We start from the raw sequence: 21771 nt of genomic DNA on the forward strand, positions 1-21771 counted from the left end.
CCCGCGGGCGGCCCGCACGGCGAGCGAGGTGAACCGAAATGGGACTGAGAGAGGACCTCGAACGCTACCGGGAGGTCGGCGAGCAGAAACGCCAGGACCTCGCCGACTTCATCCAGTACGGCGACCTCGGCCAGAGCCTGCCCGACGAGATACAGATTCCCATCAAGATCGTGGACCTGCCCGAGTTCGCCTACGACCGACGTGACCGAGGGGGTATCGGGCAGGGCGACCCCGACGTGGGCGACCCCGTTGGCCAGCCCCAGCCACAGCCCGGCGACGACGGCGACGAGGGAGACGAACCCGGCGAGGAGGGCGGCGACCACGACTACTACGAGATGGACCCCGAGGAGTTCGCCGAGGAACTCGACGACGAACTCGGCCTCGACCTCGAACCCAAGGGCAAGGAGGTCGTCGAGGAGACGGAGGGCGAGTTCACCGACATGACCCGCACCGGCCCGGACTCGACGCTCGACTTCGAGCGGATGTTCAAGGAGGGGCTGAAGCGGAAGCTCGCGATGGACTTCGACCCCGACTACGTGCGGGAGGCGCTGAAGGTCGAGGGGTGGGGTCCAGAGCGCGCCTTCGAGTGGGCACGGGACGAGAACATCAACGTCTCGAAGCACTGGCTCGACGAGCAGTACGACGCCATCCCCGAAGACGAGCGCACGAAGTGGGCCACCATCGAGGAGATGCAGGAGAGCTCGACCCAACGGAGCGCCGCCCAGAAGATACGCGAGGAGGGGATACGCCACGTCCCCTTCCGGAAGGAGGACGAGCGCTACCGCTACCCCGAGATAATCGAGGAGCGCGAGAAGAACGTCGTGGTGGTCAACATCCGCGACGTGTCGGGGTCGATGCGCGAGAAGAAGCGCGAACTGGTCGAGCGGACGTTCACGCCGCTGGACTGGTACCTCACCGGCAAGTACGACAACGCCGAGTTCGTCTACATCGCCCACGACGCCGAGGCGTGGGAGGTCGAGCGCGAGGAGTTCTTCGGCATCCGGTCGGGGGGCGGCACCAAGATATCGTCGGCGTACGAACTCACGGCCGCGATTCTCGACGAGCGGTACCCGTGGACCGAGTGGAACCGCTACGTGTTCGCGGCGGGCGACAGCGAGAACTCCCGCAACGACACCAGCGAGAACGTCATCCCGCTGATGGAGGAGATTCCGGCGAACCTCCACGCGTACGTCGAGACCCAACCCGACGGGAAGGCCATCAACGCGACCCACGCCGAGGAGGTCGGCGAGCACTTCGGCGACTCCGAGGCGGTGGCGGTCAGCTACGTCAACGGCCCGGGGGACGTGACCGACGCCATCTACGAAATCCTGAGCACGGAGGCCGAATCATGACGAACAGACCCCGAACCCGGAAGGCGGCCGAACAGCTCCACGAACCCGTCGCGGAGGCGCGAAACCTCGCGAAGAAGCTCGGACTCGACCCCTACCGGGTCAACTACTGGATCGTCGACTACGACGAAATGAACGAGCTCATCGCGTACAACGGCTTCCAGGAGCGCTATCCCCACTGGCGGTGGGGGATGCAGTACGACCGCCAGCAGAAGCAGGGCCAGTACACCGGCGGGAAGGCGTTCGAGATCGTCATCAACGACGACCCCTCCCACGCCTTCCTCCAGGAGTCGAACGCCGTGGCCGACCAGAAGGCGGTCATCACCCACGTCGAGGCCCACTCGGACTTCTTCGCCAACAACGAGTGGTACGGGATGTTCGCCGACGACCTCGACGCCGCCGCGATGCTGGCGCGTCACGCCGACCGCATCGAGGGCTACATGGCCGACCCCGACATCGACCGCGAGGCGGTCGAGCGGTGGATAGACAGCGTGCTGTGTCTGGAGGACAACATCGACCAGCACCAGCCGTTCAAGCGCCAGTTCGAGCGCGCCGACGACGGCGAGGACGACGAGGCCGACCTCGCCGAGAAGCTCGAAGGGATGGACCTGAGCGAAGAGGTCGTCGAGCAGGTGTTCGACGACGAGTGGCTCGACGCACAGGAGGAGACCCCGACCGACCTCGACGACCCCGAGAAGGACGTGCTCGCGTTCCTGCGCGAACACGGCAAGGCGTTCGACGACGAGACCGAGAAGGCGGTCGAGATGGCCGAGTGGCAAAAGGAGACACTGGAGATGCTCCGAGCCGAGTCGTACTACTTCGCGGCCCAGAAGTCCACGAAGGTGATGAACGAGGGGTGGGCCGCCTTTTGGGAGTCGATGATGATGGGCGAGGAGTCGTTCGCGGGCGACGACGAGTTCCTCCAGTACGCCGACCACCAAGCCCGCGTGCTCAACTCACCCGGCCTCAACCCCTACAAGCTCGGCAAGGAGCTGTGGGAGTACATAGAGAACACCGAGAACCGCCGAGAGGTCGTCAGGAAGCTCCTCCGGGTCGACGGAATCTCGTGGCGCAACTTCCACGATACCGTCGACTTCGACCGCGTGCAGGACCTGCTCGCGCCCGACCCCGCCCTCGACGGCATCACCGCCGAGACACTCGACGGCCTCGACCCGGACTCCCGGAAGGTCGATTCGGAGGCGCTGGAGGCCGCGAAGGACGGCGAAATCGACGCGGAGCGCTACCCGTGGAAGGTGCTGACCTACGAGGGACTCGCCGAGCGCCACTTCTCGCTGTGCAAGCCCCAGAACCGCGGATTCGTGCGCTCGATATCCCAGACCGACCTCGAACAGTACTCGCGGTACATCGTCGACGACGCCCGCTACGGCTCGGTCGAGGAGGCGCTCGCCGAGGTCGCGTACACCACCGGCTGGGACAAGATGCGCGAGATACGCGAGAGCCACAACGACGTGACCTTCCTCGACGGCTACCTCACCCAGGAGTTCGTGACCGACAACGAGTACTTCACCTACGAGTTCAGTCGGACGACCGGCGACTACCGGGTCGCCAGCACCGACTACGAGGACGTGAAGAAGAAGCTGATGCTCCAGTTCACCAACTTCGGCAAGCCGACCGTGGCGGTGTACGACGGCAACTACAACAACCGCAACGAACTGTTGCTCGGCCACCACTACAACGGCGTGATGCTCGACGTCGAACAGGCAAAGCGCACCCTCGAACGGGTGTTCGACCTCTGGGGCCGCCCCGTCAACCTCAAGACCATCGTGAAGGAGGTCGACGACCGCGACGCCGAGATCGCCAGACGGCGCGACCGCGAACCCGACCCCGACGAGCAGGGCAAGCTCCTGCGCTACGACGGCGAGAAGTTCACCATGGAGGACCTCGCGTGGAGCGAGGTCGAGGACATCGCGGCGACCGAAGTGGACTACGACACCAAGCCCGAGGAGTGGCTGGCGTAGGACTCCGCTCGCGGAATCGCGCGTCCGTCGGACGCGCGATTCCGCAGTTGCGGTTCCGTCGCGGATACGGGAACTACCCGAGATTGGTGGGAAAACTTTAGGATATTCCCGCCAAATACCGAACACGTCATGTCAAAATCGACCGACGAACGCGGGCGGATTTACCTCCCGAAGGACGTCCGAGAGCGGTTCGGCGACCGGTATCGCATCGTCGAACTCCCGAGCCACGTCGCGCTGTTCCCCGTCGACGAGGACCCAATCGAGGGGCTTCGAGACGCGGTCGGTGACGCCTTCGAAGGGGAAGACGCGGCCGACCTGAAGCGGGAGGCGCGCGAGGCCATCTCCCGAGAGATCGGCGAAGAGGCTGAGAATCTGTCGGGTGAGAGCGAGGACTGACCCGTGTACGTCGAAACCGACTTCCTCACCGCCCTCGTGAAGGACGACGACTGGCTCCGCGAACCCGCGCTTCGCGCGCTCGAAGAGCGCGACGACATCCACACGTCCATCCTCGCGTACGCCGAGGTACTGGTGCTGTTCTACGACCGCGAGACCGCGGAGTACGACATCGACCCACCGCGGGCGATTTCGAACCTCCTGGAACTCGTTCCGGTCGTCCCGGAAGCACACGAGGACGCCGTGCTGGCCGCCGCGGCTTTCCTCGACGAGTACGAGATGACCCCGTTCGACGCGCTCCACGCCGGAATCGTTACCACCGGCGAGGACCGGGTGCTGTCGAGTGAGCGTGACTACGACAGTATCGGTCTCGAACGCGTTCCGTTGGAGTCCGAGACCGCCGAGTGACGAGTCGCCACGACACGTCACGAGGGGGTCGAACCGGGACTTCCGCCTTTCGACTCCGCGACCTACAGTTCGTCCAGATAGCCGCCGAACGCCTCGGCGGCGCGCTCGTAGGGGTCCGGACTCGTCGGGTCGATGCCGAGACGCTCGAACTGCGCGAGAACGCCCTCCCGCCCGGTGTTCCGGAGGAACTCGCGGTAGTCGGCGGGCGAGAGACTCCCATCGCGGAGTCGGTCCCGAACCACGAGCGCGCCCGTCGCGCCGAGGACGTACTGGAAGCTACAGTAGGGTTCGCGCGTGCCCCACCCGAGCCAGTTCCGTCCGGCGCGGTCATCGTAGGCGACGACCGGCCGGAACTCCGCGAGGAGGTCGGCGTAGGACTCCCGGATGCGTTCGGCGGAGAGGTGGTCGCCGTCCTCCGCCGCGGTCGCGAGTTCGTGGACGAACGCCGAGGACATCGCGGCGTTGTAGAAGTTCCCGCCGAGGAACTCCACCAGTCGGTCTCTCGCGTGGTCGGCGAGCGCACCGCCCTCGGCGATGCAGTGTTCGGCCAGCAGAATCTCGTGGAGGAGCGAGGGGACCTCGCAGACGGAACTCGGGCAGGTCGCGTACCGGGTCGGTCCCTCCCGGTGGTAAGAGACGTTGAGCGCGTGGCCGAGTTCGTGGCAGACTACCGACATCGACCACACGTCGTCGCGGTAGTTCGCCAGCACGAACGCGCCGTCTTCGGCCGACGAGGGACAGTACGCCGGGATGTCGGTGCGCTTGTCCTGAGTGGGATAGACGTCGATGCGGCGCTCTTCGAAGAACGACCGGGTGCGAGCGACGTAGTCGTCGCCGAGCGGTTCGAGCGCGCCGAGGATACGCTCTTTCGCTTCCTCGTACGGTATCTCGGGGTCGGACGCGTCGGCGACCGACCCCGAGAGGTCCCACGGTCGAAGGGTCTCGACGCCCAGACGCTCGCGTCGGTCCTCCTGCGCGCGGTGATAGGGGTCGAGGTTCGCCCGGACCGCCCCGAGCATCGCGTCGTGGACCTCGCCGGGCAGGGTCGGTTCGAGACCGGATTCGGGGTAGGTCCCGCGGAAGTCCCGGTCCCGAATCGAGTCGTGGCCCCGCATCTCGGCCTCGGTGTGGGCCGCGCCGAGTTTCTCGGCGAACGCCCGAGAGAGCGCGTGCTCGAAACGGTCCATCTCTCGGCGGTAGGCCTCGTACACCCGTCGGCGGTAGTCGCGGTCGGCGTGGGTGAGTTCGTCGCGGAAGTTGCCGTACCGGAGTTCGACCGTGGTCCCGTCGGGACGCTCGACGGTGGGCGGGTCGAAGTCCTCGTTCCGGACGGCCTCGATGATTCTCGTCGGCGCGGACCGGACCTCGGCGTGGGCGGCGACGGCCTCCTCCGCGTCGGGCGAGCGCACCCGCGCCGCCTGCTCGCGGAGGCTCTCGGCGTACCGTCGGTAGTCGCCCGACTCGGCGACGAGCGCGTCGAGGCGGTCGTCGCCGGTGTCCCGGAGGCGTCGGCGCACCGCCGCTATCGCGGGGCTGAACTCGGATTCGAGGTCCCGGAACCGGCGTCGGCGCTCGCTCGCGGCCTCCGACTCGGTGTTCACGTTCGCGGCGAGCAGGGCGTACAGGCCCAGTCGTTGCTTTCGCCGGTGACACTCCTCGACCGATTCGAGCAACGTCCGAAGGTCCTCGGGCGAGTCGAGCGGCTCGCTCGCCCGGGATTCGAGGCGGCCGAGGCGCTCTCTGAGCGCCTCGGCCGCCGCGTCCCAGTCGGCGGGCCTCTCGAAGATGCGGGTCAGGTCGAAGCGATACTCGGGCGCTACGTCGTCGCGTGCTGGCAGGCTCATGCGTGGCTGTGGGGTGACTGCGGATGCGGTCGGATGTCGAGCGAACGGACGGGCGACCGGGGCGCGAGCGCCGGTCGGGAGGAGTTAGCGGGTCATCGGATGCCTGCCGTTGGTCTCACGTATCTGCTGACTGGCATAAGTCTGTCGCCGGTCCGGCGGGGCGAACCCCGGAGCCGAAATTCGAGCGCGTTCTAGCGCGCAGGAAAAAGTTGTTTAGCCGGGGGGCACTACCGTACGGTATGATACCACTCGAAGAGGCGGTGACCGCGCGCCTCGAATCCCACGGCGAGCGGTTCGAAGTGCTGGTCGACCCGGACGCCGCGCTCGCCATCAAGCGCGGGGAGTTCGACGGCGAGCTGGAGGACGTCATCGCGGCCGAAGACGTGTTCGAGAACGCGAGCAGGGGCGACCGACCCGCCGAGACCGCGCTCGAAGAGGTGTTCGGCACGACCGACCCCCTCGAAATCATCCCCGAAGTCATCGAGCGCGGCGAGATACAGATCACCGCCGAACAGCGCCGCGAGATGCAGGAGCAAAAGCACCGGAACCTCGTCAACCGCATCACGCGCAACGCGGTCAATCCCCAGATGGACAACGCGCCCCACCCGCCCGAGCGAATCGAGTCGGCGTTAGAGGAGACCGACTTCCGGGTCGACCCGATGGAGCCCGTCGAGACGCAGGTCGACGACGCCCTCGATGCGCTTCGCCCCGTCATCCCCATCCGGTTCGACGAGGTCACAATCGCGGTGCAGGTGCCCCCCGACTACGCCGGGAGCGCGCAGTCCCAGATACGCCAGTTCGGCGACCTCGACCGCGAGGAATGGCAGAACGACGGCTCGTGGGTCGGCGTGCTCACCTTCCCCGCGGGGATGCAAAACGAGTTCTACGACCTCGTCAACGAGATCACGAGCGGCGAGGCCGAGACCAGAATCATCAAGGACGAGGACGACCTCAAGACGCGGTGAGTCGGGCAGGTCCCTCGTTCGGTCCGGGGGATTACCCCTTCCTGAAGCCGACGAGGAAGCCGCCGGTGAACCCGGCACCGACCGAGAGGGTCGAGAGGATGCTCGTCACCCACGAGGGCGGAGTCCCGCCCTGGGCGGCGTCGCCGACCTTCAACACGCCCGCGCTGAGCCGCTCCCAGTCGACCGTCAGGATGCCCCGCGATTCGAGGAACTTGAACAGCGCGAGTTCGATGCCGACGAGCACCGCCAGAAGCTTGGCGACCTTCTTCGCGGCGAAGCCCATGATACCGCCGATTGCCGCACCCGAACCGAACTCGAGCCCGAGTTGCTGCGGGTCGATTCCCAGTTCCATGTTCGAAAGCCCTCAGTGATAGTTTAAGGCTTTTGTGGACGAACTACGACCGCTTACTGCGCTCGGAAGTGGCGAGCCAGAGGCTCGCCACTTCCTCGCTGGCGAAAACTCGACGAAAAACGCTTCGTCACCCCCCTCGGTCGGGTCGCTTCGCTCACGGCGTTGCCGTTCGCATTTCCGCGGCGCGTCGCGCCGCGCACCGCTCGCCGCGGATTGCGGTGTGCCCCCGTGGAAAGTGTCGCGGGGCGCTTCCGTGGAAAGTGTCGCGGGGCGTTTCCGTGAAAGGCGTCGACGAGTGCGACCGGGACCGACGCGCGCCGCCGGAAACGTCGCCCGAGTTACCTTTCTCGTCGGATTCAAAAGGGATGGGGGCGTACCCGAGGGTATGGACGCGGCGGGAGCGCCAACCGAGGTGAAGGCCCGGCGAGGCTGAGGTCGTCGGGGTGGACGTGAGCGGCCGCCACGAGGAGGACGGCGAGTACCTCATGGTGGCCGCGGCGGTCCACGCCGCGGTGGACTCGACCCGCCCCCGGAGCGTCGAGGGGATGGGGTTCGCCACCAGCCGCGCTCAGCCCACCTTCGAGAACGTCGCGCGAGTCGTCTCGGAGGCCGTCGCCGACCTCCCCGAACCGCCCGACGGACCCGTGGTCGCCGAGCGCGGCGAGTTCTACGAGGAACCCGCGTGGGAGGTCGGACAGTTCTTCGACACCGAGTTCAAGTACGTCGAGAGCATAGCTCAGCGCGAAACAGTGGAAGCCGCACACCACGCCGCGTACGCCGCCCGAAAACTGCTCCTATGAACGCGATAATCGCAAAGCGAGTCGATTCAGACACGCCAGACACCGAGGAGATACGCGACCTGACCCGCGCCGCGGGCTACGAGGTCGTCGATGAGTTCACCCAGTCCCGCAAGGAGGACCCCGCGCTCCAGATCGGCGAGGGGAAGGCCGACGAACTGGCCGCCGCGGTCGCCGAGACCGGCGCGGCGGTCGTGGTCTTCGACAACGAACTCGGGCCGTACCAGACCTACAATCTGGGCCAGAAGCTCCCCGAGGGCACGCGAGTCATCGACCGGTTCCGGCTCATCCTCGAGATATTCGGCCAGCGCGCACAGACCCGGAAGGCCCAGCTGCAGGTCGAACTCGCGGAACTCCGGTACGAACTCCCGCGGGCGGAGGCCAAGACCAGCCTCGCCAAGCGCGACGAGCGCCCGGGGTTCATGGGACTGGGCGAGTACGACGAGAGCCGCGAGCAGGACATCAAGGACCAGATATCCCGCATCAAAGACGAACTCGACTCCATCGCCCGGACCGAGGCCGACCGCCGGGACCGCCGGAGGGAATCGGGATTCGACCTCGTGGCGATGGCTGGCTACACCAACGCCGGGAAGTCGACGCTGATGCAGAGCCTCGCGGCCGACCTCGAACTCGGCGAGAACGACGACCTCCATCCCGACCTCGACACCACCGCCGAGGCCCAGGACCGCCTCTTCACGACGCTCGGTACCACCACCCGGAAGATGGACATGGAGCGCCGGGACGTGCTACTGACCGACACCGTCGGGTTCATCAGCGACCTGCCCCACTGGCTCGTGGAGTCGTTCAAGTCCACCCTCGACGCGGTGTACTACGCCGACCTCGTCCTGCTGGTGGTGGACGTGAGCGAGCCCGTCGAGGACATCCGCGAGAAGCTCGTCACCTCCCACGACACCCTCTACGAGCGCAACGAGGCCCCCATCGTGACCGTGCTGAACAAGATAGACGCCGTCACCGAGGAGGAACTGACCGAGAAACGCGAGGCGCTCTCGGCGCTCGCGCCGAACCCCATCGCCGTCTCGGGCAAGGCCCAGCTCAACCTCGACGCCCTCCGCGAGCGCATCGACGCGGAACTCCCCGACTGGAAGCGCGAACGCCTCCTCCTCCCGATGACCGAGGACACGATGAGCGTCGTCTCGTGGATTCACGACCACGGTCGGGTCGACGACGTGACCTACGCCGACGACGAGGTGGTCGTGGACTTCGAGGCCCGCCCCTCGGTGGTCGAGCGAGCGCGGGCGAAGGCCGGGGAGTTGCCCTCCGCGCCCTCGGCCTGAGGGGCCGACTCGTCGGCCCCTCAGGCCGACCCACACCGGGAACCGTCGAGCGACCGCGAGCGTAGCGTCGCGTTGGTCCGGGGTATCGCTCGCTACGGTCGTCGTAATCCGCGTTCGAGTCGCGGGTACAGCGCGCAAGGGGCGATACCCTCTGTGGCCGTCGGCCTCGCAGTCGGAGGGTTTCGGCGGTATCTCGGGAACCGCGCCCGGACGGGAACGAATAACAAAGTGCGCGTCGGCCGACCACGGTGACTGCGAACGCATAGTGATTCCAACGCACCCACGGTTCGCGGTCGGCGTCGCCGACCGCGAACGCCGTTCTCGACGCCGATGACAGCCGAACGAGGCCGCTCGCTCGCCCGGCCCGGGAACTGGGAGCGTTCGAAACCGACCGTCGTCGAGGCGGTTCTGAACCGCCGTCGTCGGTACGCCCTCTACTACCTCCGCGAGCGGGCCGGACCGGTCGACCTCGACGACCTCGTCCGTCAGGTCGCTGCGTGGGAGGCCGGGAAGACCCCCGGGGAGGTGGCCCGCGCCGACCGCGTCGCGGTCGGCGCGTCGCTCCGGGAGACCCACCTCCCGTTTCTGGCCCAGCGGAACATCGTGCGCTACGACCCTCACTGCGACCGGGCGACCTACTGCGCGACCGACCCGGCGCTCGCGGTGTACCTCGAAAACGACCCCCGGACTGCGGTTCGCTGGCACCGGGTGTACCTCCTGCTGACCGCGGTCGTGGCCGTCTTCGTGGGGCTGGTCTGGGTCGGCGTCGGACCGTTCGCGCGGGTGAATCCCCTCGCGGTCGCCGCGGTCGCGGTCGCGCTGTTCGCGGCCGCGAGCGTCGGCCACTGGTACGACGTCTACCGGTGGCGGCGACGGACCGAGGACCTGCCGCCCGACTTCGTGGTCGAGTTCGAGGAGGACGCCGACGGGCGAAACGGGGAGTCGGCTTCGTCGGCCGCGGCCGACGAAGCCGACGAGAGCGAGGAGGGCGAGGAAGGCGATGACGGAAACGAGAGCGAGGAGGGCGACGACGGAGACTGGCCGAGGTAGTCAGACCTCCGACTTGCGTTTCTCGACCACGCGAACGTTCTCGACGGCGGTATCGGGGTACTGCCCCTCGGCGTCCTTCTCTGCAGCCTTCACCATGTCCCAGACCACGTTCAGGCCGGTGGTCACGCCCTCCAGAGCCTCCATCTCACAGCCGGTCTTGCCGGTCGTCTCGACCGCGACTTCGAGGGTCACGCGGTCTTCGCTCAGGTCGAAGTCGGTCTCGACGTTCGTGATGGGAATCTGGTGGCACATCGGGATGGTCTCCCAGGTGTGCTTGACGGCTTGAATCGCGCCGACCCGCGCGGTCGCGAGCACGTCGCCCTTCGAAACGTCGTTGTCGCGGATGGCCGCGACGGTCTCGGGTCGAAGGCGAATTTCGCCCGCCGCGACCGCCCGGCGCGCGGTGTCGGGTTTCGCGCCCACGTCCACCATCTGGACCTCGCCCTCCTCGTCGGTGTGGGTGAGGTCGGCGTCCGACCCGTCGGGCGCGTCCTCGTTACTCATCGTCACCACCCCACAGCGCGCGGGGAAGCGCGTCGAGCAGGTCCGAGGCCAGCAGGCCGTCGTGGCGGTCGTCCAGCAGTTCGGCTGCCCGGCCGTTGGCGTAGGCCGCCATCGCGGCCGACTCGAAGGGGTCGTGCGCGCCCAGCAGGCCCGCGACCGTGCCCGCGAGGGTGTCGCCCGTGCCGCCGACCGTCATCCCCGGCGTGCCCGCCCGGTTGACCCGGGTCCGCTCGCCGTCGGTTATCACGTCGTCCTTCGCCTTCGCCAGCACGACGTGGCCGAGGTCGGCGGCGAAGTCGGCGATGTCGTCGGCGCGCTCGCCCAGTTCCGCCGCGCTCTCGATTTCGGGGCCGCCCATCGCCGCCAACTCCTTGCGGTTCGGCGTGCAGACCAGCGTGGCGTCGGTCTCGACCTCCGGAACTACGGGGAGCGCGTCGGCGTCCACGACCGCCGGGCCGGAGAACGCCGCGAGGAAGCGCTCGGCGGCCTCCAAGGTCTCGTCGGCGCTCCCGAGGCCCGGCCCGAGGACCACCACGTCGTCGTAGCGCTCGGCGGTCTCCACGAGGTCCGGGACCTGCTCGGGGGCGAGCCGATTGCCGTCGTAGGACTGGACGATGAGGTCCTCGGCGTACCCCTGAATCTCGCCCGCGACCGCCTCGGGCGCGGCGACGAACGAGAGGTCCGCGCCCGCCCGGAGCGCCGCCTGTGCCGCGAGCGCGGGCGCGCCGGTGTACGGGCCGCCGCCGACGACGTAGGCCCGCACGTCCTCGCCCTTCGCGCCGCCCCGGACGGGCCGAAGGTCGCCCGGTCCGACGAACCGCTCGGCCGCCGGGGGGACGCCGATGTCGGCGACCGTCACCTCGGCGTCGAGCGATTCGAGGCCGGGCTTGGCGTCGTGGAAGGCCACGACCCGGTCGGTCTCGACGACCGCGCCGGGGGCCTCGCCGGTGTCGGCGTCGAGCCCCGAGGGCACGTCGACCGCGACGACCGTCGCGTCGGCGTCGTTGACGCGCTCGGCCGCGGTGGCCTCGGGTTCCCGGAGCGCGCCCGAGACGCCGGTCCCGAGCATGGCGTCGACGAGTACGTCGGCCTCCGGCAGGTCGAGGTCCCGGGAGTCGGTGACCTCCTCGGTGTCGTATCCGGCCTTCTGCAGGGCCGCCCAGTTCTCGCGGGCGATGTCGGTCGAGATGGTCTCGGCCCGACCGAGCAGGTGGACCGACACGCCGTAGTCATCCAGAAATCGCGCGGCGACGAAGGCGTCGCCGCCGTTGTTGCCGCGTCCCGCGACGACCGCGACCCGCGCGCCGGGGTCGGCGACCGCCCGGACCTCGCGGGCGACGGCGTTGCCGCTCGACTCCATCAACTGCTTTCGGGGGACGCCCAGCGCGGCCGCGTTCTCGTCCACCTGGGCCATCCGCTCGGACGAAATCATACCCGGCGGTTCGTCGGCGAGCGCGTTAAACCCTGCCGTCGGTCGTCGGTCGTCGCGACCGAGGGTCACCGCCACCGTCGCCGACCCCTACCGCCGAATCCGGAAGCCGTCCTCGCCCTCCGGGTCGCCGTACTCGACCTCCACGTCCTCGACCTCGGCCGCGGGGCTTCCGGTGTGACACCACTCGACCATCTCGGAGACCGAGTCCTCCGACCCCTCGAAGACGGCCTCGACCCGGCCGTCCGGGAGGTTCCTGACCCAGCCGTCGATTCCCAGCTCTCGGGCGGTGTCGCGGGTGTTCGCCCGGTAGTAGACGCCCTGTACCGTCCCGGAGACGAAGACGTGCGCTCGCGTGCGGTCGTCGCTCTCTGGCATGCTCGGTCGGTCAGTTCGGCGGCGAGGGCTAAATTTGGGTGGGGTACGCGAAACTGATGGGTTCGATGGTGTTTCCGCTGGCTCCGAAATCCACCTCGGCGCGTGCTGGCGCGGCTTTGCGGTTTGAAGCCGCGCCGACACGCGCGAGGGATGAGGACCGCAGGGAAGGCGCGACCGAAGGGAGCGCCTGATCGAGGACCGCAATCGGCTGGGGAGGGCGTGGCTCTCCGTAGCGACGCGCGAGCAGGACGCTCCGACGAGACCGATTTCTGTTTCGCGTGGCGTCCCGCTCGCACGTCACCTATGAGACCGCACCACCTCCTCCCCAACCGACTGCGCTTCTCGTCGCTCCTTTCAGTCGCGTCCTGCGATGCTCGTCCCTCGCGCGGGCCGGCGTGGGCCAAACCGCGGCCCACGCCAGCGCGCGCCGAGGCGGTTGGTCGGTCGGTCGTTTCGTCGGTCGCTTTTGGCCGGTCGTAGTCGGTCGCTTTTGGCCGGTCGTAGTCGGTCACTTTTCGTCGGCCGCCCCTCGCTCCGGATTCACTCCTCGTCTGCTGGCACCACCGTCTTGCCGGTCTCCTCGGGAATCACTCGATGGCTCGCGCCCTCCCACTCGCGCTCTAACTCCCGGCCCTCGAACAGTCGGTCGAGGAACACCGCGAGCCCGGCCACCTCCGAGTGGGGCTGGTTGGTCACGCCGACGTTCCAGTCTGCGGCCTCGTACACGTCGAACGACACCTTCTGGGAGCCGACGACCGCGAGGATGGGCTCGCCGTCGGCGCGGGACTCCCGAATCTCGCCCTCCACGTCTTGGACGCGCTCGCCGTACATCGTCAGGTGGACGACCCGGCCGTCCCACTCCCGGAGGACCTGCCGGGGACTGTCGGTGAGTTCGACCGCGAAGGGGCCGCCGAACCGGTCGGTGATGTCCTCGACCGTCTCGACCGACTTGCTCGCGTCGCCCGCCAGAATCGCGCGGTCGGCTCCCAGCGCCCTGGCGGTCAGGCCGACGTGGGTCGTCATCCGCTCGTCGCGGCCGGGCCGGTGGCCGAGCCGGAGGACCGCGACCTCGGGTTCGCCTTGCATGGGCGTGTGTGGACGGTGGGAGGGTTAGGGGGTTTCGGAACGCGACAATCGCGGACGTGTTCCGGCCCAGAGACGCGGGAGCGAGCGACCGTCGGTCGTTCGCTCCCGCGCCTCGGCGAATCGCTCACTCCCGGGTCTCGGCGAGTCGCTCGGCGGCGACCGCAAGGCGTTCGACGGCGCGCACGAGTCGGAGGACGAGGAGAATGAGGTATCCGCCGCCGACGACCAGCATGGCGACGAGAAACCACGTCCGTCCGATACCGGTGATAACTGCGATTCCGAACCACAGCACGAGAATACCGAGAAGAACTGCTTTGCCCACGAGTTCGCTCTCGACGGTCCCCGACTCTCCATCCGAAGTCATACCCGAATCTGGTAATTAATCTGAAATAAAAGTTCCGGACACCCGCGGAGGGCGTGAATACCACAGACCGGAACACACTTGGCCGCAACTGTCCCAGAAGCGACCATGAAGCTCTCCGACAAGCGGATCGTCATCACCGGCGGGGCGGGCCTCGTCGGCTCGCACCTCGCCGAGCGACTCGCGCCCGACAACGACGTGGTCGTCGCAGACGACTGCTCGAAGGGCGACCCCGAGCGCGTGACCGACGACGCCGAGTTCGTCCGGGCGGACATGACCGACCCCGACGACGTGGCCGAAGTCGTGACCGAGGACGTGGACATCGTCTTCCACTTCGCGGCCTACACCGACACCAACTACGACGACGACCGCCAGCTGTTCGAGGAGAACGGCGCGATGACCTACAACGTCCTCGAACGCATGGACGAGGTGGGCGTCGACAAGCTGGCGTTCACCTCCTCGTCGACGGTGTACGGCGAGGCCCCGATGCCGACGCCCGAGGACTACGCGCCCCTCGAACCCATCAGCATCTACGGGTCGAGCAAGCTGGCCGACGAGGCCATCGTCTCGACCTACGCCCACTCATACGGCATCCAGGCGTGGGTCTACCGGTTCGCCAACATCGTCGGTCCCCACCAGCGGGGCAACGTGGTCCCCGACTTCATCGAGAAGCTGCTCGACGACCCCGAGACCCTGACGATTCTGGGCGACGGCCGCCAGGAGAAATCCTACCTCCACGTCGAGGAGTGCGTCGACGCGATGTGCCACGTCGTCGAGCACGCAGACGACGACCTCAACATCTACAACCTCGGCACCCGGACCACCACCTCGGTCAATTCCATCGCCGACATCGTGGCCGACGAGATGGGTCTGGACCCCGACTACGAGTACACCGGCGGCGACCGCGGGTGGACCGGCGACGTGCCCAAGATGCGCCTCTCCATCGAGAAGCTCTCGGCGCTCGGGTGGGAGCCCTCCACGTCGAGCGACGAGGCGGTCCGAAAGGCGACCCGGCAGTTGCTGGCAGAACTTCGGGCCGAGCGGTAGTCGGCGGTCTGCGTCCGGCGAACCCCGCGTCACCAGTTCGGAGCGCGACCCGCTCCGACGTTCTCGTTCGACCCGTCGCGCGCGACGACGGGATCGGTGACGTCTCGCAGGTCGGGATGCGTCCGTACTCGCCCGAGTTCGGCCGTCGGTGGCGCGTCGTGAACCTCGTCGCGAACCGACTGCCAGCGCTCGTGGCGCATCGCGACGTTGCAGGGAATCTCGATGTCGAGCATCCGGGCGATGGCGAACCGGTGTTTGCCGCTGTTGGCGAACAGAATCCGGCCGTCCCTCCCGATTGCGACCACGGGGTCGAGCCGGTGCGGGCTCGACCCTGGTCCGTCCCGGTCTCCCCGTTCGCTCCGCGGTCGATAGCCGTTCTCCTCGATGTCGGCGTACAGTCGGTCGACGTAGGCGCACCGCTCGTCGACGAACTCCGCGACGGTCTCACAGCCGTACGGCGCTTCACCCCGCCGGATTCGGTCTTGCGCCGCTCGGACGTACGCGGTGTCCTCCCAGTCTCGGCCCCGCTCGAACCGCTGTCGGAGTCCCTCGAACGTCGGGTGGTCGTCGACCGGTTCGAGGCCGCGCTCGTCCCAGTCGCCACCGGCGACCCGTCCCAGCCCCCAGGAGTACGAGACGTTCGTCCTGTGGTCCACTTCGGCCGGTCTGACCGGGACGGTTTCGAACGGACGAGCAGGAGCGGCGTACGCGAGCCGATTCGTCCAGAATATCCGATAGGAGTTGAACGTGAGGGCCCCGGGACGCTTGCTCTTGAGCGGCGTCTTCGCGAGCGCGAAGCGAGCGGTAGCGGTGAGCGCAGAACCGATACCGCTGGCCCCGACGACTTCGGAGAACCGTCGTATCTGTCGCAGATGCACGGTGAGAATTATCATCCACCTCGGTGATAATAGTCGTTTAGCCGTCAGGCCCGGGTTAGGCGGCGTCAGGTGCGTCCATTCGGGCTCTCCGTTCTGTTACGCTGGGTAATCGTCTCGCTAAGGCGTCCTTTCGATTCCGCCCTCCCATCGGGCATCGCGCGTCGGGCGAGCCCTACACCGAGAACTCCGCGCGGGCCTCCGCGTCGTCGCCGGTCGCGTTCAGCGTCGCGACCACGGTGTAGTCGCCGGGGTCGGGGTCGTCCCACGCGCCCGAGAACGTCTCGGTCGCCCCGGCGTCGATGGTCTCGGTCCGGAGCGCTTGCGTGAACATCCGGCCCTCGCTGGCGCGCCAGACCTCCTCGCCGTCTCTCAGTACCGCGAAGTCGGCCGACAGGCCGCTGCGGAACGTCACTTCCTCGGGGTCGTCCCCGACGTTCTCGACCTCGTACTCGAACTCGACCCGGTCGGCCTCGACCGTCGCGGCCACCGAACTTCGTAGCGTCATACTTTCTACTCCGACGCCCCGGGTTGAAAACTTTTTCACGGCGACCGGGAGCGGGGTCGGCCGGAGCCTACAGCCCCAGCGCCGCGGCGGCGTCCACGAGGCCGTCGCCCTGCTCGTCGCTCGGCAGGCCGATATCCTTGGCGGTCTCCCGGAGTCGAGCGCGGGCCTCGTCGGCGTCGTCCCCCTCGGCCATCAGACAGGCCGCGCTCCCGGCCACATGCGCGGCCGCGAACGAGGTGCCGGACACGGACTCGTAGCCGGTGTCGCCGCCGCACGAGAGGGGCGTGAGGTCCGCGCCGGGCGCGGCGAGTTCGATCTCGGGACCGGCCGAGGAGAACGACGCGAGCGCGTCGTTCTCGTCGGTCGCGCTGACCGCGACGACCTCGTCGTAGGCCGCCGGGTAGCTCACGCAGTCGTCGCATCCGTCGTTTCCGGCCGCGCCGACGAGCAGGAGCCCCCGGTCGGCGGCGTACCGACAGGCGTCCTTCAGGGTCTGAGAGCCCGACTCCGCGCCGAGTGCGAGGACGCCGACGTCTCGGCCCGCGTCCGCGGCGTGCTGGATTCCGGACGCGACGGTCGAGAACGACCCCCGGTCGTCACAGCCCAGGACCTTGACGGCGTGGAGGGTCGCGTCGGGCGCGACGCCGACGATTCCCCGGTCGTTGTCGACCGCGCCGACGGTCCCCGCGATTCGCGTCCCGTGACCCGAGTCGTCGTCCCAGGCGGTCTCGCAGAGGCCGCAGGAGTTACACCCGTCGTCGCAGTCCACGACGGCGTGTCCGTCGCCGAGGTTCTCCCAGAGGTCGCCGTGGCTCGCGTCGATGCCCGAATCGATGACCGCGACGTCAGCGCCCGCTCCCGTGTATCCCTCGACGTGAGCGGTCCGCGCGTCGATGGCCCGGACTCCCCACGGGACGGTCTGACCGAGCGCTTCGACCGGCCCGTCCCGCTCGACGTACCGGACGCCGGGACGCTCGCCGAGCGCGGCCGCCGCCTCCGCCGGCAGGCGGAGGGTGGCGGCGTCGAAGGCGAACTCCCGGACCGTCTCGTCGGCGGCGTCGAGCGCGGCATTCCGGCCGCGCTCGGACGCGAACCCGACGTTGACGGTCACGCGGTCGTCGGGCGCGGCGGACGCGAGTCCGCCCGCGCCGACGCCCGCGAGCGCGCCGCCGGTCGCTCTGAGAACGCGCCGCCTAGAGGCTCTGTGTTCCGGATTCATGTTGTAACGTCCGGCGTTACAGCCCCACCGCCGCGGCGGCGTCCACGAGGCCGTAGCCCTGCTCGTCGCTGGGCAGGCCGATGTCCTCGGCGGTGTCTCGCATCCGGGTCCGGGCGTCGGCCGCCGAGTAGCCCTCGCCCGCGAGTAGCGCGGCGACGCCCGAGACGTGGGCGGCGGCGAACGACGTGCCGCTGAGGGTGGTGCATCCGCCGCCGGAGTCGGTGGTCGGGATGTTCACGCCGGGCGCGGCGAGTTCGATCTCTGGGCCGGTCGAGGAGAACGACGCGAGCGCGTCGTTCTCGTCGGTCGCGCTGACCGCGACGACCGACGGGTACGCCGCGGGGTAGTTCACGCACCCGTCCCCGCAGGGGCCGCTTCCGCCCGCCGCGCCGACCAGCAGGACGCCCCGGTCGGCGGCGTACTGGCAGGCGTCCTCGACGGCCGACGACCCGGAACTCCCGCCGAGACTGATGTTGCCGACGTCCCAGCCCTGTTCGCCGACGTACTCGATTCCCGCCGCGATGTCGGCGTACGACCCCGACCCGGCGTCGTCCAGCACCTTCACGCCGTGGAGGGTCGCGTCGGGTGCGACGCCGGTCGTGCAGTCACACGATTGGGATGCCCCGATGACGCCCGCGACGTTCGTCCCGTGGCCGTTGTCGTCGTCCCACGGGTTCTCACAGTCGGTGCCGAAACACTCGACGAACGCCTTGCCGTTGCCCACGTTCGGCAGACAGGGATTGTCGGCGTCGATGCCGGTGTCGATGACGGCCACGTCGGCCCCCTCGCCCGCGTAGCCGCTGGCGTTCGCTTCGTCGGCACCGATTCGGGTGCGCCCCCACGACAGCGCCCGCATCCGGCCGTTCGCCTCGACGTAGCGAACGTTCGGGTTGCTGTCGAGAGTTTCGACCGCCCGCTTCGGGACGCGGACGGTCATCGCGTCGAAGGCGAACTCCCGAACCGTCTCGTCGGCGGCGTCGAGCGCGGCCTTCCGGCCGCGCTCGGACTTGAATCCGACGTTGATCTCCACCGTGTCGTCGGGCGCGGCCGACGCCACGCCGCCCGCGCCGAGCGCGAGGAGCGACCCGCCGGTGGTCTGGAGCACTGTTCGTCGGGAAACGCGGTCGTTGTGGAACATCACTCGGAATATTCTCTCGAACTAACTAATAATTTATTAGCTAGCTGAAACTAATACAACTGCCTGAGTCGGACCCGTGTCGGCGAGTCGCTTCGGACGCCGAAGAAAAACGCGAGGGGACCGGCGGTGTAGCTACGTCGAGCCGCGGATTCGACGCGCTCAGTTGTCGCTGGAGTCGTAGCCGAGCGCGGCGGCCACGTCGAGCAGGCCGTAGCCCTGCTCGTTGCTACCGAGACCGATGTCCTCGGCGGTGTTCTGGAGGCGCGAGCGGGTGTCGCCCGGGCCGTAGCCGTTGGCGCGCAGGAGGCCCGCGGCACCCGAGACGTGCGGGCAGGCCATCGACGTGCCCGAGAGGGTGTCGTAGCCGCCGTCGGTGTACGTCGAGTAGATGTCGGCACCCGGCGCGGCGAGTTCGACCTCGGGGCCGGTCGAGGAGAACGACGCGAGGTCGTCGCTCTCGTTGGTCGCGCTGACCGCGATGACCTCGTCGTAGGCGGCGGGGTAGCCCACGCAGTCCGAACACGGGCCGTCGTTGCCCGCGGCCGCGACCAGCGTGACGCCTCGGTCGGTGGCGTACTCGACCGCGTCGCGAACCGTCGAGGAGGCACTGCCGCCGAGGCTGAGGCTCCCGACGTCGTAGCCCTGGTCGGCGGTCCACTGGATGCCGTCGGCGATGTCGGAGTACGACCCGCCGCCGTTGGAGTCGAGCACCTTGACCGCGTGGAGGGTCACGTCGGGAGCGACGCCGACGACGCCCTCGTCGTTGCCGCGGATGGCCCCGGCGATACCGGCGCAGTGGGTGCCGTGACCGTTGTCGTCGTCCCAGTCGTAGCGGCAGTCGCCGTACCAGGTGGAACAACCGGTCGCCGCGTACCCCGCGCCGAGGTTGGCCCGGAGGTCGGGGTGGTCGGAGTCGATACCCGTGTCGATGATGGCGACGTCTGCGCCCGCACCGGTGTCGCCGTTCCGATGGGCGACCTCGGCGTCGACGCGGTCGACGCCCCACGGCAGGGTCTCTGCGAGCGCTTCCATCCGGCCGTTCTCCTCGACGTACCGGACGTTGGGGTTCTCGTCGAGGGCCTCGACCGCCTTCTTCGGGGCCTGAATGGTCACCGCATCGAACGGGAACTCCCGAACCGTCTCGTCGGCGGCGTCGAGCGCGGCCTTCCGGCCGCGCTCGGACGCGAACCCGACGTTGACCTCGACCGTGTCGTCGGGCTTGGCCGCCGCGAGTCCGGTCGCGCTGAGCGCGGCGACGGAACTGCCGGTCGCTTTCAGTACGTCACGCCTCGATACGCCGTTGATTTCACCCAACATTGCATGTAAACAATGCAACTTATTGAATATAAATTTTATCTAGCTTTAACTAGAATAAATCCGTTAAATGGTTTTTACGGCTGTTTGGCAGTGGTAGGATGAGCCGTTCGGTGCTGGCCGGAGTGTCAGACGGAGTGGGTCCCGACGGTGACGACTGGCCGAGAGAGAACGGCGACCGAGGTCGGAGTCGCAACGATGGGTCCGAAAAAAAGTCGAGGAGTGGTCTGGTGACCGGAACCGCGGTCGTTCAGTTGTCGCTGGAGTCGTAGCCGAGCGCGGCGGCGGCGTCGAGCAGGCCCGCGCCCGACTCGTTGTCGCCGAGACCGATGTCCTCGGCCGTGTCCTTGATCTGCTGGCGAACCTCCTCCCGCGTGTTACCGTTCGCCATGAGCAGTCCCGCCACACCGGCGACGTGGGGGCACGCCATCGAGGTGCCCGAGAACGTGTCGTAGCCGCCGTCGGTCGCGACCGTCGAGTAGACGTCGCTGCCGGGCGCGGCGATCTCGACTTCGGGACCCTGACTGGAGAAGCTCGAGAGCTCGTCGCTGTCGTTGGTCGAGCTGACCGCCATGACCTCGTCGTAGGCGGCGGGGTGACCGACACAGTCGGTACACTCGCCGTCGTTGCCAGCCGCGGCCACGAGGAACACGCCCTGGTCGGCGGCGTACTGAACTGCGTCCTGAACGGCCGACGAGGGGTCGCCACCGAGACTCATCGAGGCGACGTCGTAGCCCTGATCGGCGGTCCACTCGATGCCCGCCGCGATGTCGGAGTTGCTACCGCTGCCACACTTGTCCAGCACCTTCACCGCGTGGAGAGTGGCCTCGGTCGAGACGCCGACCACGCCGAGGTCGTTGTCGACGGCGTTGGCGGTCCCGGCGCAGTGAGTGCCGTGGTCGTTGTCGTCGTCCCACGACTGGTTGCAGGTGTTGCTCGCGGGCTTCGCGCCGAACCGGCAGCCACCGCCCGTGTCACAGGTGACGAACGCCTCGCCCTCGCCGAGGTTGGCCTGAAGGTCCTCGTGGTCGGAGTCGATACCGGTGTCGATGATGGCGATGTCGGCACCCGAACCGGTGTCGCCGTTGTCGTGGGCGACCTCGGCGTCGACGCGGTCGACGCCCCACGGGAGGTCCTGGGCGAGCGCGTGCATCGTGCCGTTCTCCTCGACGTAGCGGATGTTGGGGTTGCTCTCCAGCGCCGTAGCGGCCTTCTTCGCCGCGCGGATGGTGACGACGTCGATGGAGTTGAACTCCCGGACCGTCTCGTCGGCCTTGTCGAGTGCGGCACCGCGCCCGCGCTCGGACTTGAATCCGACGTTGACCTCGACCGTGTCGTCGGGCTTGGCCGCCGCGAGACCGCTTCCCGCCGCGGTCGCCACGGACGCACCGGCCACTTTCAGAACGCTTCGTCTCGAAACACCATTGTCATTATGTAGCATCGCACTTGGGGAGTGTGCACACACCAATAAAATACTTTC

22 protein-coding genes are annotated in these 21771 nt (G+C 68.2%); 9 read left to right on the top strand and 13 right to left on the bottom strand.

What is annotated here, in order from left to right; genetic code table 11:
• Positions 1–38 precede the first annotated feature (38 nt).
• The 4 genes from NGM10_RS14330 to NGM10_RS14345 all read left to right on the top strand — a co-directional run bounded on the left by NGM10_RS14330 (position 39) and on the right by NGM10_RS14345 (position 4129).
• Positions 39–1352 carry a YeaH/YhbH family protein gene (locus tag NGM10_RS14330; protein WP_253479857.1) on the top strand — a complete coding sequence of 438 codons (1314 nt, stop codon included), beginning with the start codon at positions 39–41 and terminating at the stop codon, positions 1350–1352.
• A complete protein-coding gene (locus tag NGM10_RS14335) occupies positions 1349–3328 on the top strand; it encodes a SpoVR family protein (RefSeq protein WP_253479859.1) in 1980 nt (659 codons plus the stop codon). Before NGM10_RS14330 ends, NGM10_RS14335 begins: the two co-directional genes overlap by 4 nt.
• Positions 3329–3457: 129 nt before the next feature.
• Positions 3458–3724: an AbrB/MazE/SpoVT family DNA-binding domain-containing protein gene (locus NGM10_RS14340; RefSeq protein ID WP_253479861.1), complete on the top strand. Its 267-nt coding sequence runs from the start codon at positions 3458–3460 to the stop codon at positions 3722–3724.
• Between the two features lie 3 nt (positions 3725–3727).
• Positions 3728–4129 (top strand): PIN domain-containing protein, encoded by a 402-nt coding sequence (locus NGM10_RS14345; protein WP_253479863.1) that lies wholly within the window; start codon positions 3728–3730, stop codon positions 4127–4129.
• 62 nt (positions 4130–4191) lie between these two features.
• On the opposite strand, the gene NGM10_RS14350 is transcribed toward NGM10_RS14345, so the two are convergent.
• On the bottom strand, positions 4192–5973 hold the full coding sequence (locus NGM10_RS14350) for a M3 family oligoendopeptidase (RefSeq protein WP_253479865.1): 1782 nt from the start codon (positions 5971–5973) through the stop codon (positions 4192–4194).
• A gap of 239 nt (positions 5974–6212) precedes the next feature.
• Between NGM10_RS14350 and NGM10_RS14355 the strand changes: the two genes are divergently transcribed.
• A complete protein-coding gene (locus NGM10_RS14355; protein ID WP_253479867.1) occupies positions 6213–6938 on the top strand; it encodes a ribosome assembly factor SBDS in 726 nt (241 codons plus the stop codon).
• A gap of 31 nt (positions 6939–6969) precedes the next feature.
• Here the strand turns inward: NGM10_RS14355 and NGM10_RS14360 are convergent, their stop codons facing one another.
• Positions 6970–7290 (bottom strand): FUN14 domain-containing protein, encoded by a 321-nt coding sequence (locus NGM10_RS14360; protein ID WP_253479868.1) that lies wholly within the window; start codon positions 7288–7290, stop codon positions 6970–6972.
• A gap of 443 nt (positions 7291–7733) precedes the next feature.
• Between NGM10_RS14360 and NGM10_RS14365 the strand changes: the two genes are divergently transcribed.
• The 3 genes from NGM10_RS14365 (at position 7734) to NGM10_RS14375 (ending at position 10432) form a co-directional block, all read left to right on the top strand.
• The gene (locus NGM10_RS14365; protein ID WP_368408632.1) at positions 7734–8090 is read left to right on the top strand and encodes a DUF2209 family protein; all 357 of its coding nucleotides are present in this window, start codon (positions 7734–7736) and stop codon (positions 8088–8090) included.
• Positions 8087–9382, top strand: coding sequence for a GTPase HflX (hflX, locus tag NGM10_RS14370; RefSeq protein WP_253479871.1), 1296 nt, complete (start codon positions 8087–8089; stop codon positions 9380–9382). The genes NGM10_RS14365 and hflX overlap by 4 nt, the downstream gene beginning before the upstream one ends.
• Before the next feature lie 330 nt (positions 9383–9712).
• Entirely contained in the window at positions 9713–10432 is a 720-nt protein-coding gene (locus NGM10_RS14375) for a DUF7344 domain-containing protein (protein ID WP_253479872.1), read from the top strand.
• Here the strand turns inward: NGM10_RS14375 and moaC are convergent, their stop codons facing one another.
• The 5 genes from moaC to NGM10_RS14400 all read right to left on the bottom strand — a co-directional run bounded on the left by moaC (position 10433) and on the right by NGM10_RS14400 (position 14193).
• Complete coding sequence (gene moaC / locus NGM10_RS14380; RefSeq protein WP_253479873.1) at positions 10433–10936, bottom strand: cyclic pyranopterin monophosphate synthase MoaC; 504 nt, start codon at positions 10934–10936, stop codon at positions 10433–10435. It abuts the gene before it with no gap.
• Complete coding sequence (locus NGM10_RS14385; RefSeq protein WP_253479874.1) at positions 10929–12368, bottom strand: NAD(P)H-hydrate dehydratase; 1440 nt, start codon at positions 12366–12368, stop codon at positions 10929–10931. The genes moaC and NGM10_RS14385 overlap by 8 nt, the downstream gene beginning before the upstream one ends.
• A gap of 87 nt (positions 12369–12455) precedes the next feature.
• A complete protein-coding gene (locus tag NGM10_RS14390; protein WP_253479875.1) occupies positions 12456–12743 on the bottom strand; it encodes an acylphosphatase in 288 nt (95 codons plus the stop codon).
• Positions 12744–13283: 540 nt separating this feature from the next.
• Complete coding sequence (locus tag NGM10_RS14395; protein WP_253479876.1) at positions 13284–13829, bottom strand: tRNA (cytidine(56)-2'-O)-methyltransferase; 546 nt, start codon at positions 13827–13829, stop codon at positions 13284–13286.
• Between the two features lie 124 nt (positions 13830–13953).
• Positions 13954–14193, bottom strand: coding sequence for a hypothetical protein (locus NGM10_RS14400; protein WP_253479878.1), 240 nt, complete (start codon positions 14191–14193; stop codon positions 13954–13956).
• Positions 14194–14298: 105 nt separating this feature from the next.
• Between NGM10_RS14400 and NGM10_RS14405 the strand changes: the two genes are divergently transcribed.
• Positions 14299–15237: an NAD-dependent epimerase/dehydratase family protein gene (locus tag NGM10_RS14405; RefSeq protein WP_253479880.1), complete on the top strand. Its 939-nt coding sequence runs from the start codon at positions 14299–14301 to the stop codon at positions 15235–15237.
• Positions 15238–15266: 29 nt separating this feature from the next.
• Here the strand turns inward: NGM10_RS14405 and NGM10_RS14410 are convergent, their stop codons facing one another.
• The 6 genes from NGM10_RS14410 to NGM10_RS14435 form a co-directional block, all read right to left on the bottom strand.
• The gene (locus NGM10_RS14410) at positions 15267–16130 is read right to left on the bottom strand and encodes a hypothetical protein (protein ID WP_253479883.1); all 864 of its coding nucleotides are present in this window, start codon (positions 16128–16130) and stop codon (positions 15267–15269) included.
• Between the two features lie 157 nt (positions 16131–16287).
• Positions 16288–16620, bottom strand: a complete 333-nt coding sequence (locus NGM10_RS14415) for a BsuPI-related putative proteinase inhibitor (RefSeq protein WP_253479886.1) — start codon at positions 16618–16620, stop codon at positions 16288–16290.
• 67 nt (positions 16621–16687) lie between these two features.
• Positions 16688–17839, bottom strand: coding sequence for a S8 family serine peptidase (locus NGM10_RS14420; RefSeq protein ID WP_253479888.1), 1152 nt, complete (start codon positions 17837–17839; stop codon positions 16688–16690).
• Between the two features lie 16 nt (positions 17840–17855).
• A complete protein-coding gene (locus tag NGM10_RS14425; protein WP_253479891.1) occupies positions 17856–18944 on the bottom strand; it encodes a S8 family peptidase in 1089 nt (362 codons plus the stop codon).
• Between the two features lie 192 nt (positions 18945–19136).
• Positions 19137–20294 (bottom strand): S8 family peptidase, encoded by a 1158-nt coding sequence (locus NGM10_RS14430; RefSeq protein WP_253479894.1) that lies wholly within the window; start codon positions 20292–20294, stop codon positions 19137–19139.
• Positions 20295–20541: 247 nt separating this feature from the next.
• Positions 20542–21732 (bottom strand): S8 family peptidase, encoded by a 1191-nt coding sequence (locus tag NGM10_RS14435; RefSeq protein ID WP_368408633.1) that lies wholly within the window; start codon positions 21730–21732, stop codon positions 20542–20544.
• Between the last annotated feature and the right edge of the window lie 39 nt (positions 21733–21771).

The organism is Halorussus salilacus (assembly GCF_024138125.1).
Lineage (GTDB): Archaea > Halobacteriota > Halobacteria > Halobacteriales > Haladaptataceae > Halorussus > Halorussus salilacus.

Bases quoted from the DNA above. Each gene is read 5' to 3' on its own strand.
- NGM10_RS14330 (WP_253479857.1), top strand. From the start codon at position 39: ATGGGACTGAGAGAGGACCTCGAACGCTACCGGGAGGTCGGCGAGCAG.
- NGM10_RS14335 (WP_253479859.1), top strand. From the start codon at position 1,349: ATGACGAACAGACCCCGAACCCGGAAGGCGGCCGAACAGCTCCACGAA.
- NGM10_RS14340 (WP_253479861.1), top strand. From the start codon at position 3,458: ATGTCAAAATCGACCGACGAACGCGGGCGGATTTACCTCCCGAAGGAC.
- NGM10_RS14350 (WP_253479865.1), bottom strand. From the start codon at position 5,973: ATGAGCCTGCCAGCACGCGACGACGTAGCGCCCGAGTATCGCTTCGAC.
- NGM10_RS14355 (WP_253479867.1), top strand. From the start codon at position 6,213: ATGATACCACTCGAAGAGGCGGTGACCGCGCGCCTCGAATCCCACGGC.
- NGM10_RS14360 (WP_253479868.1), bottom strand. From the start codon at position 7,290: ATGGAACTGGGAATCGACCCGCAGCAACTCGGGCTCGAGTTCGGTTCG.
- hflX (WP_253479871.1), top strand. From the start codon at position 8,087: ATGAACGCGATAATCGCAAAGCGAGTCGATTCAGACACGCCAGACACC.
- NGM10_RS14375 (WP_253479872.1), top strand. From the start codon at position 9,713: ATGACAGCCGAACGAGGCCGCTCGCTCGCCCGGCCCGGGAACTGGGAG.
- moaC (WP_253479873.1), bottom strand. From the start codon at position 10,936: ATGAGTAACGAGGACGCGCCCGACGGGTCGGACGCCGACCTCACCCAC.
- NGM10_RS14385 (WP_253479874.1), bottom strand. From the start codon at position 12,368: ATGATTTCGTCCGAGCGGATGGCCCAGGTGGACGAGAACGCGGCCGCG.
- NGM10_RS14390 (WP_253479875.1), bottom strand. From the start codon at position 12,743: ATGCCAGAGAGCGACGACCGCACGCGAGCGCACGTCTTCGTCTCCGGG.
- NGM10_RS14395 (WP_253479876.1), bottom strand. From the start codon at position 13,829: ATGCAAGGCGAACCCGAGGTCGCGGTCCTCCGGCTCGGCCACCGGCCC.
- NGM10_RS14400 (WP_253479878.1), bottom strand. From the start codon at position 14,193: ATGACTTCGGATGGAGAGTCGGGGACCGTCGAGAGCGAACTCGTGGGC.
- NGM10_RS14405 (WP_253479880.1), top strand. From the start codon at position 14,299: ATGAAGCTCTCCGACAAGCGGATCGTCATCACCGGCGGGGCGGGCCTC.
- NGM10_RS14410 (WP_253479883.1), bottom strand. From the start codon at position 16,130: ATGATAATTCTCACCGTGCATCTGCGACAGATACGACGGTTCTCCGAA.
- NGM10_RS14415 (WP_253479886.1), bottom strand. From the start codon at position 16,620: ATGACGCTACGAAGTTCGGTGGCCGCGACGGTCGAGGCCGACCGGGTC.
- NGM10_RS14420 (WP_253479888.1), bottom strand. From the start codon at position 17,839: ATGAATCCGGAACACAGAGCCTCTAGGCGGCGCGTTCTCAGAGCGACC.
- NGM10_RS14430 (WP_253479894.1), bottom strand. From the start codon at position 20,294: ATGTTGGGTGAAATCAACGGCGTATCGAGGCGTGACGTACTGAAAGCG.
- NGM10_RS14435 (WP_368408633.1), bottom strand. From the start codon at position 21,732: ATGCTACATAATGACAATGGTGTTTCGAGACGAAGCGTTCTGAAAGTG.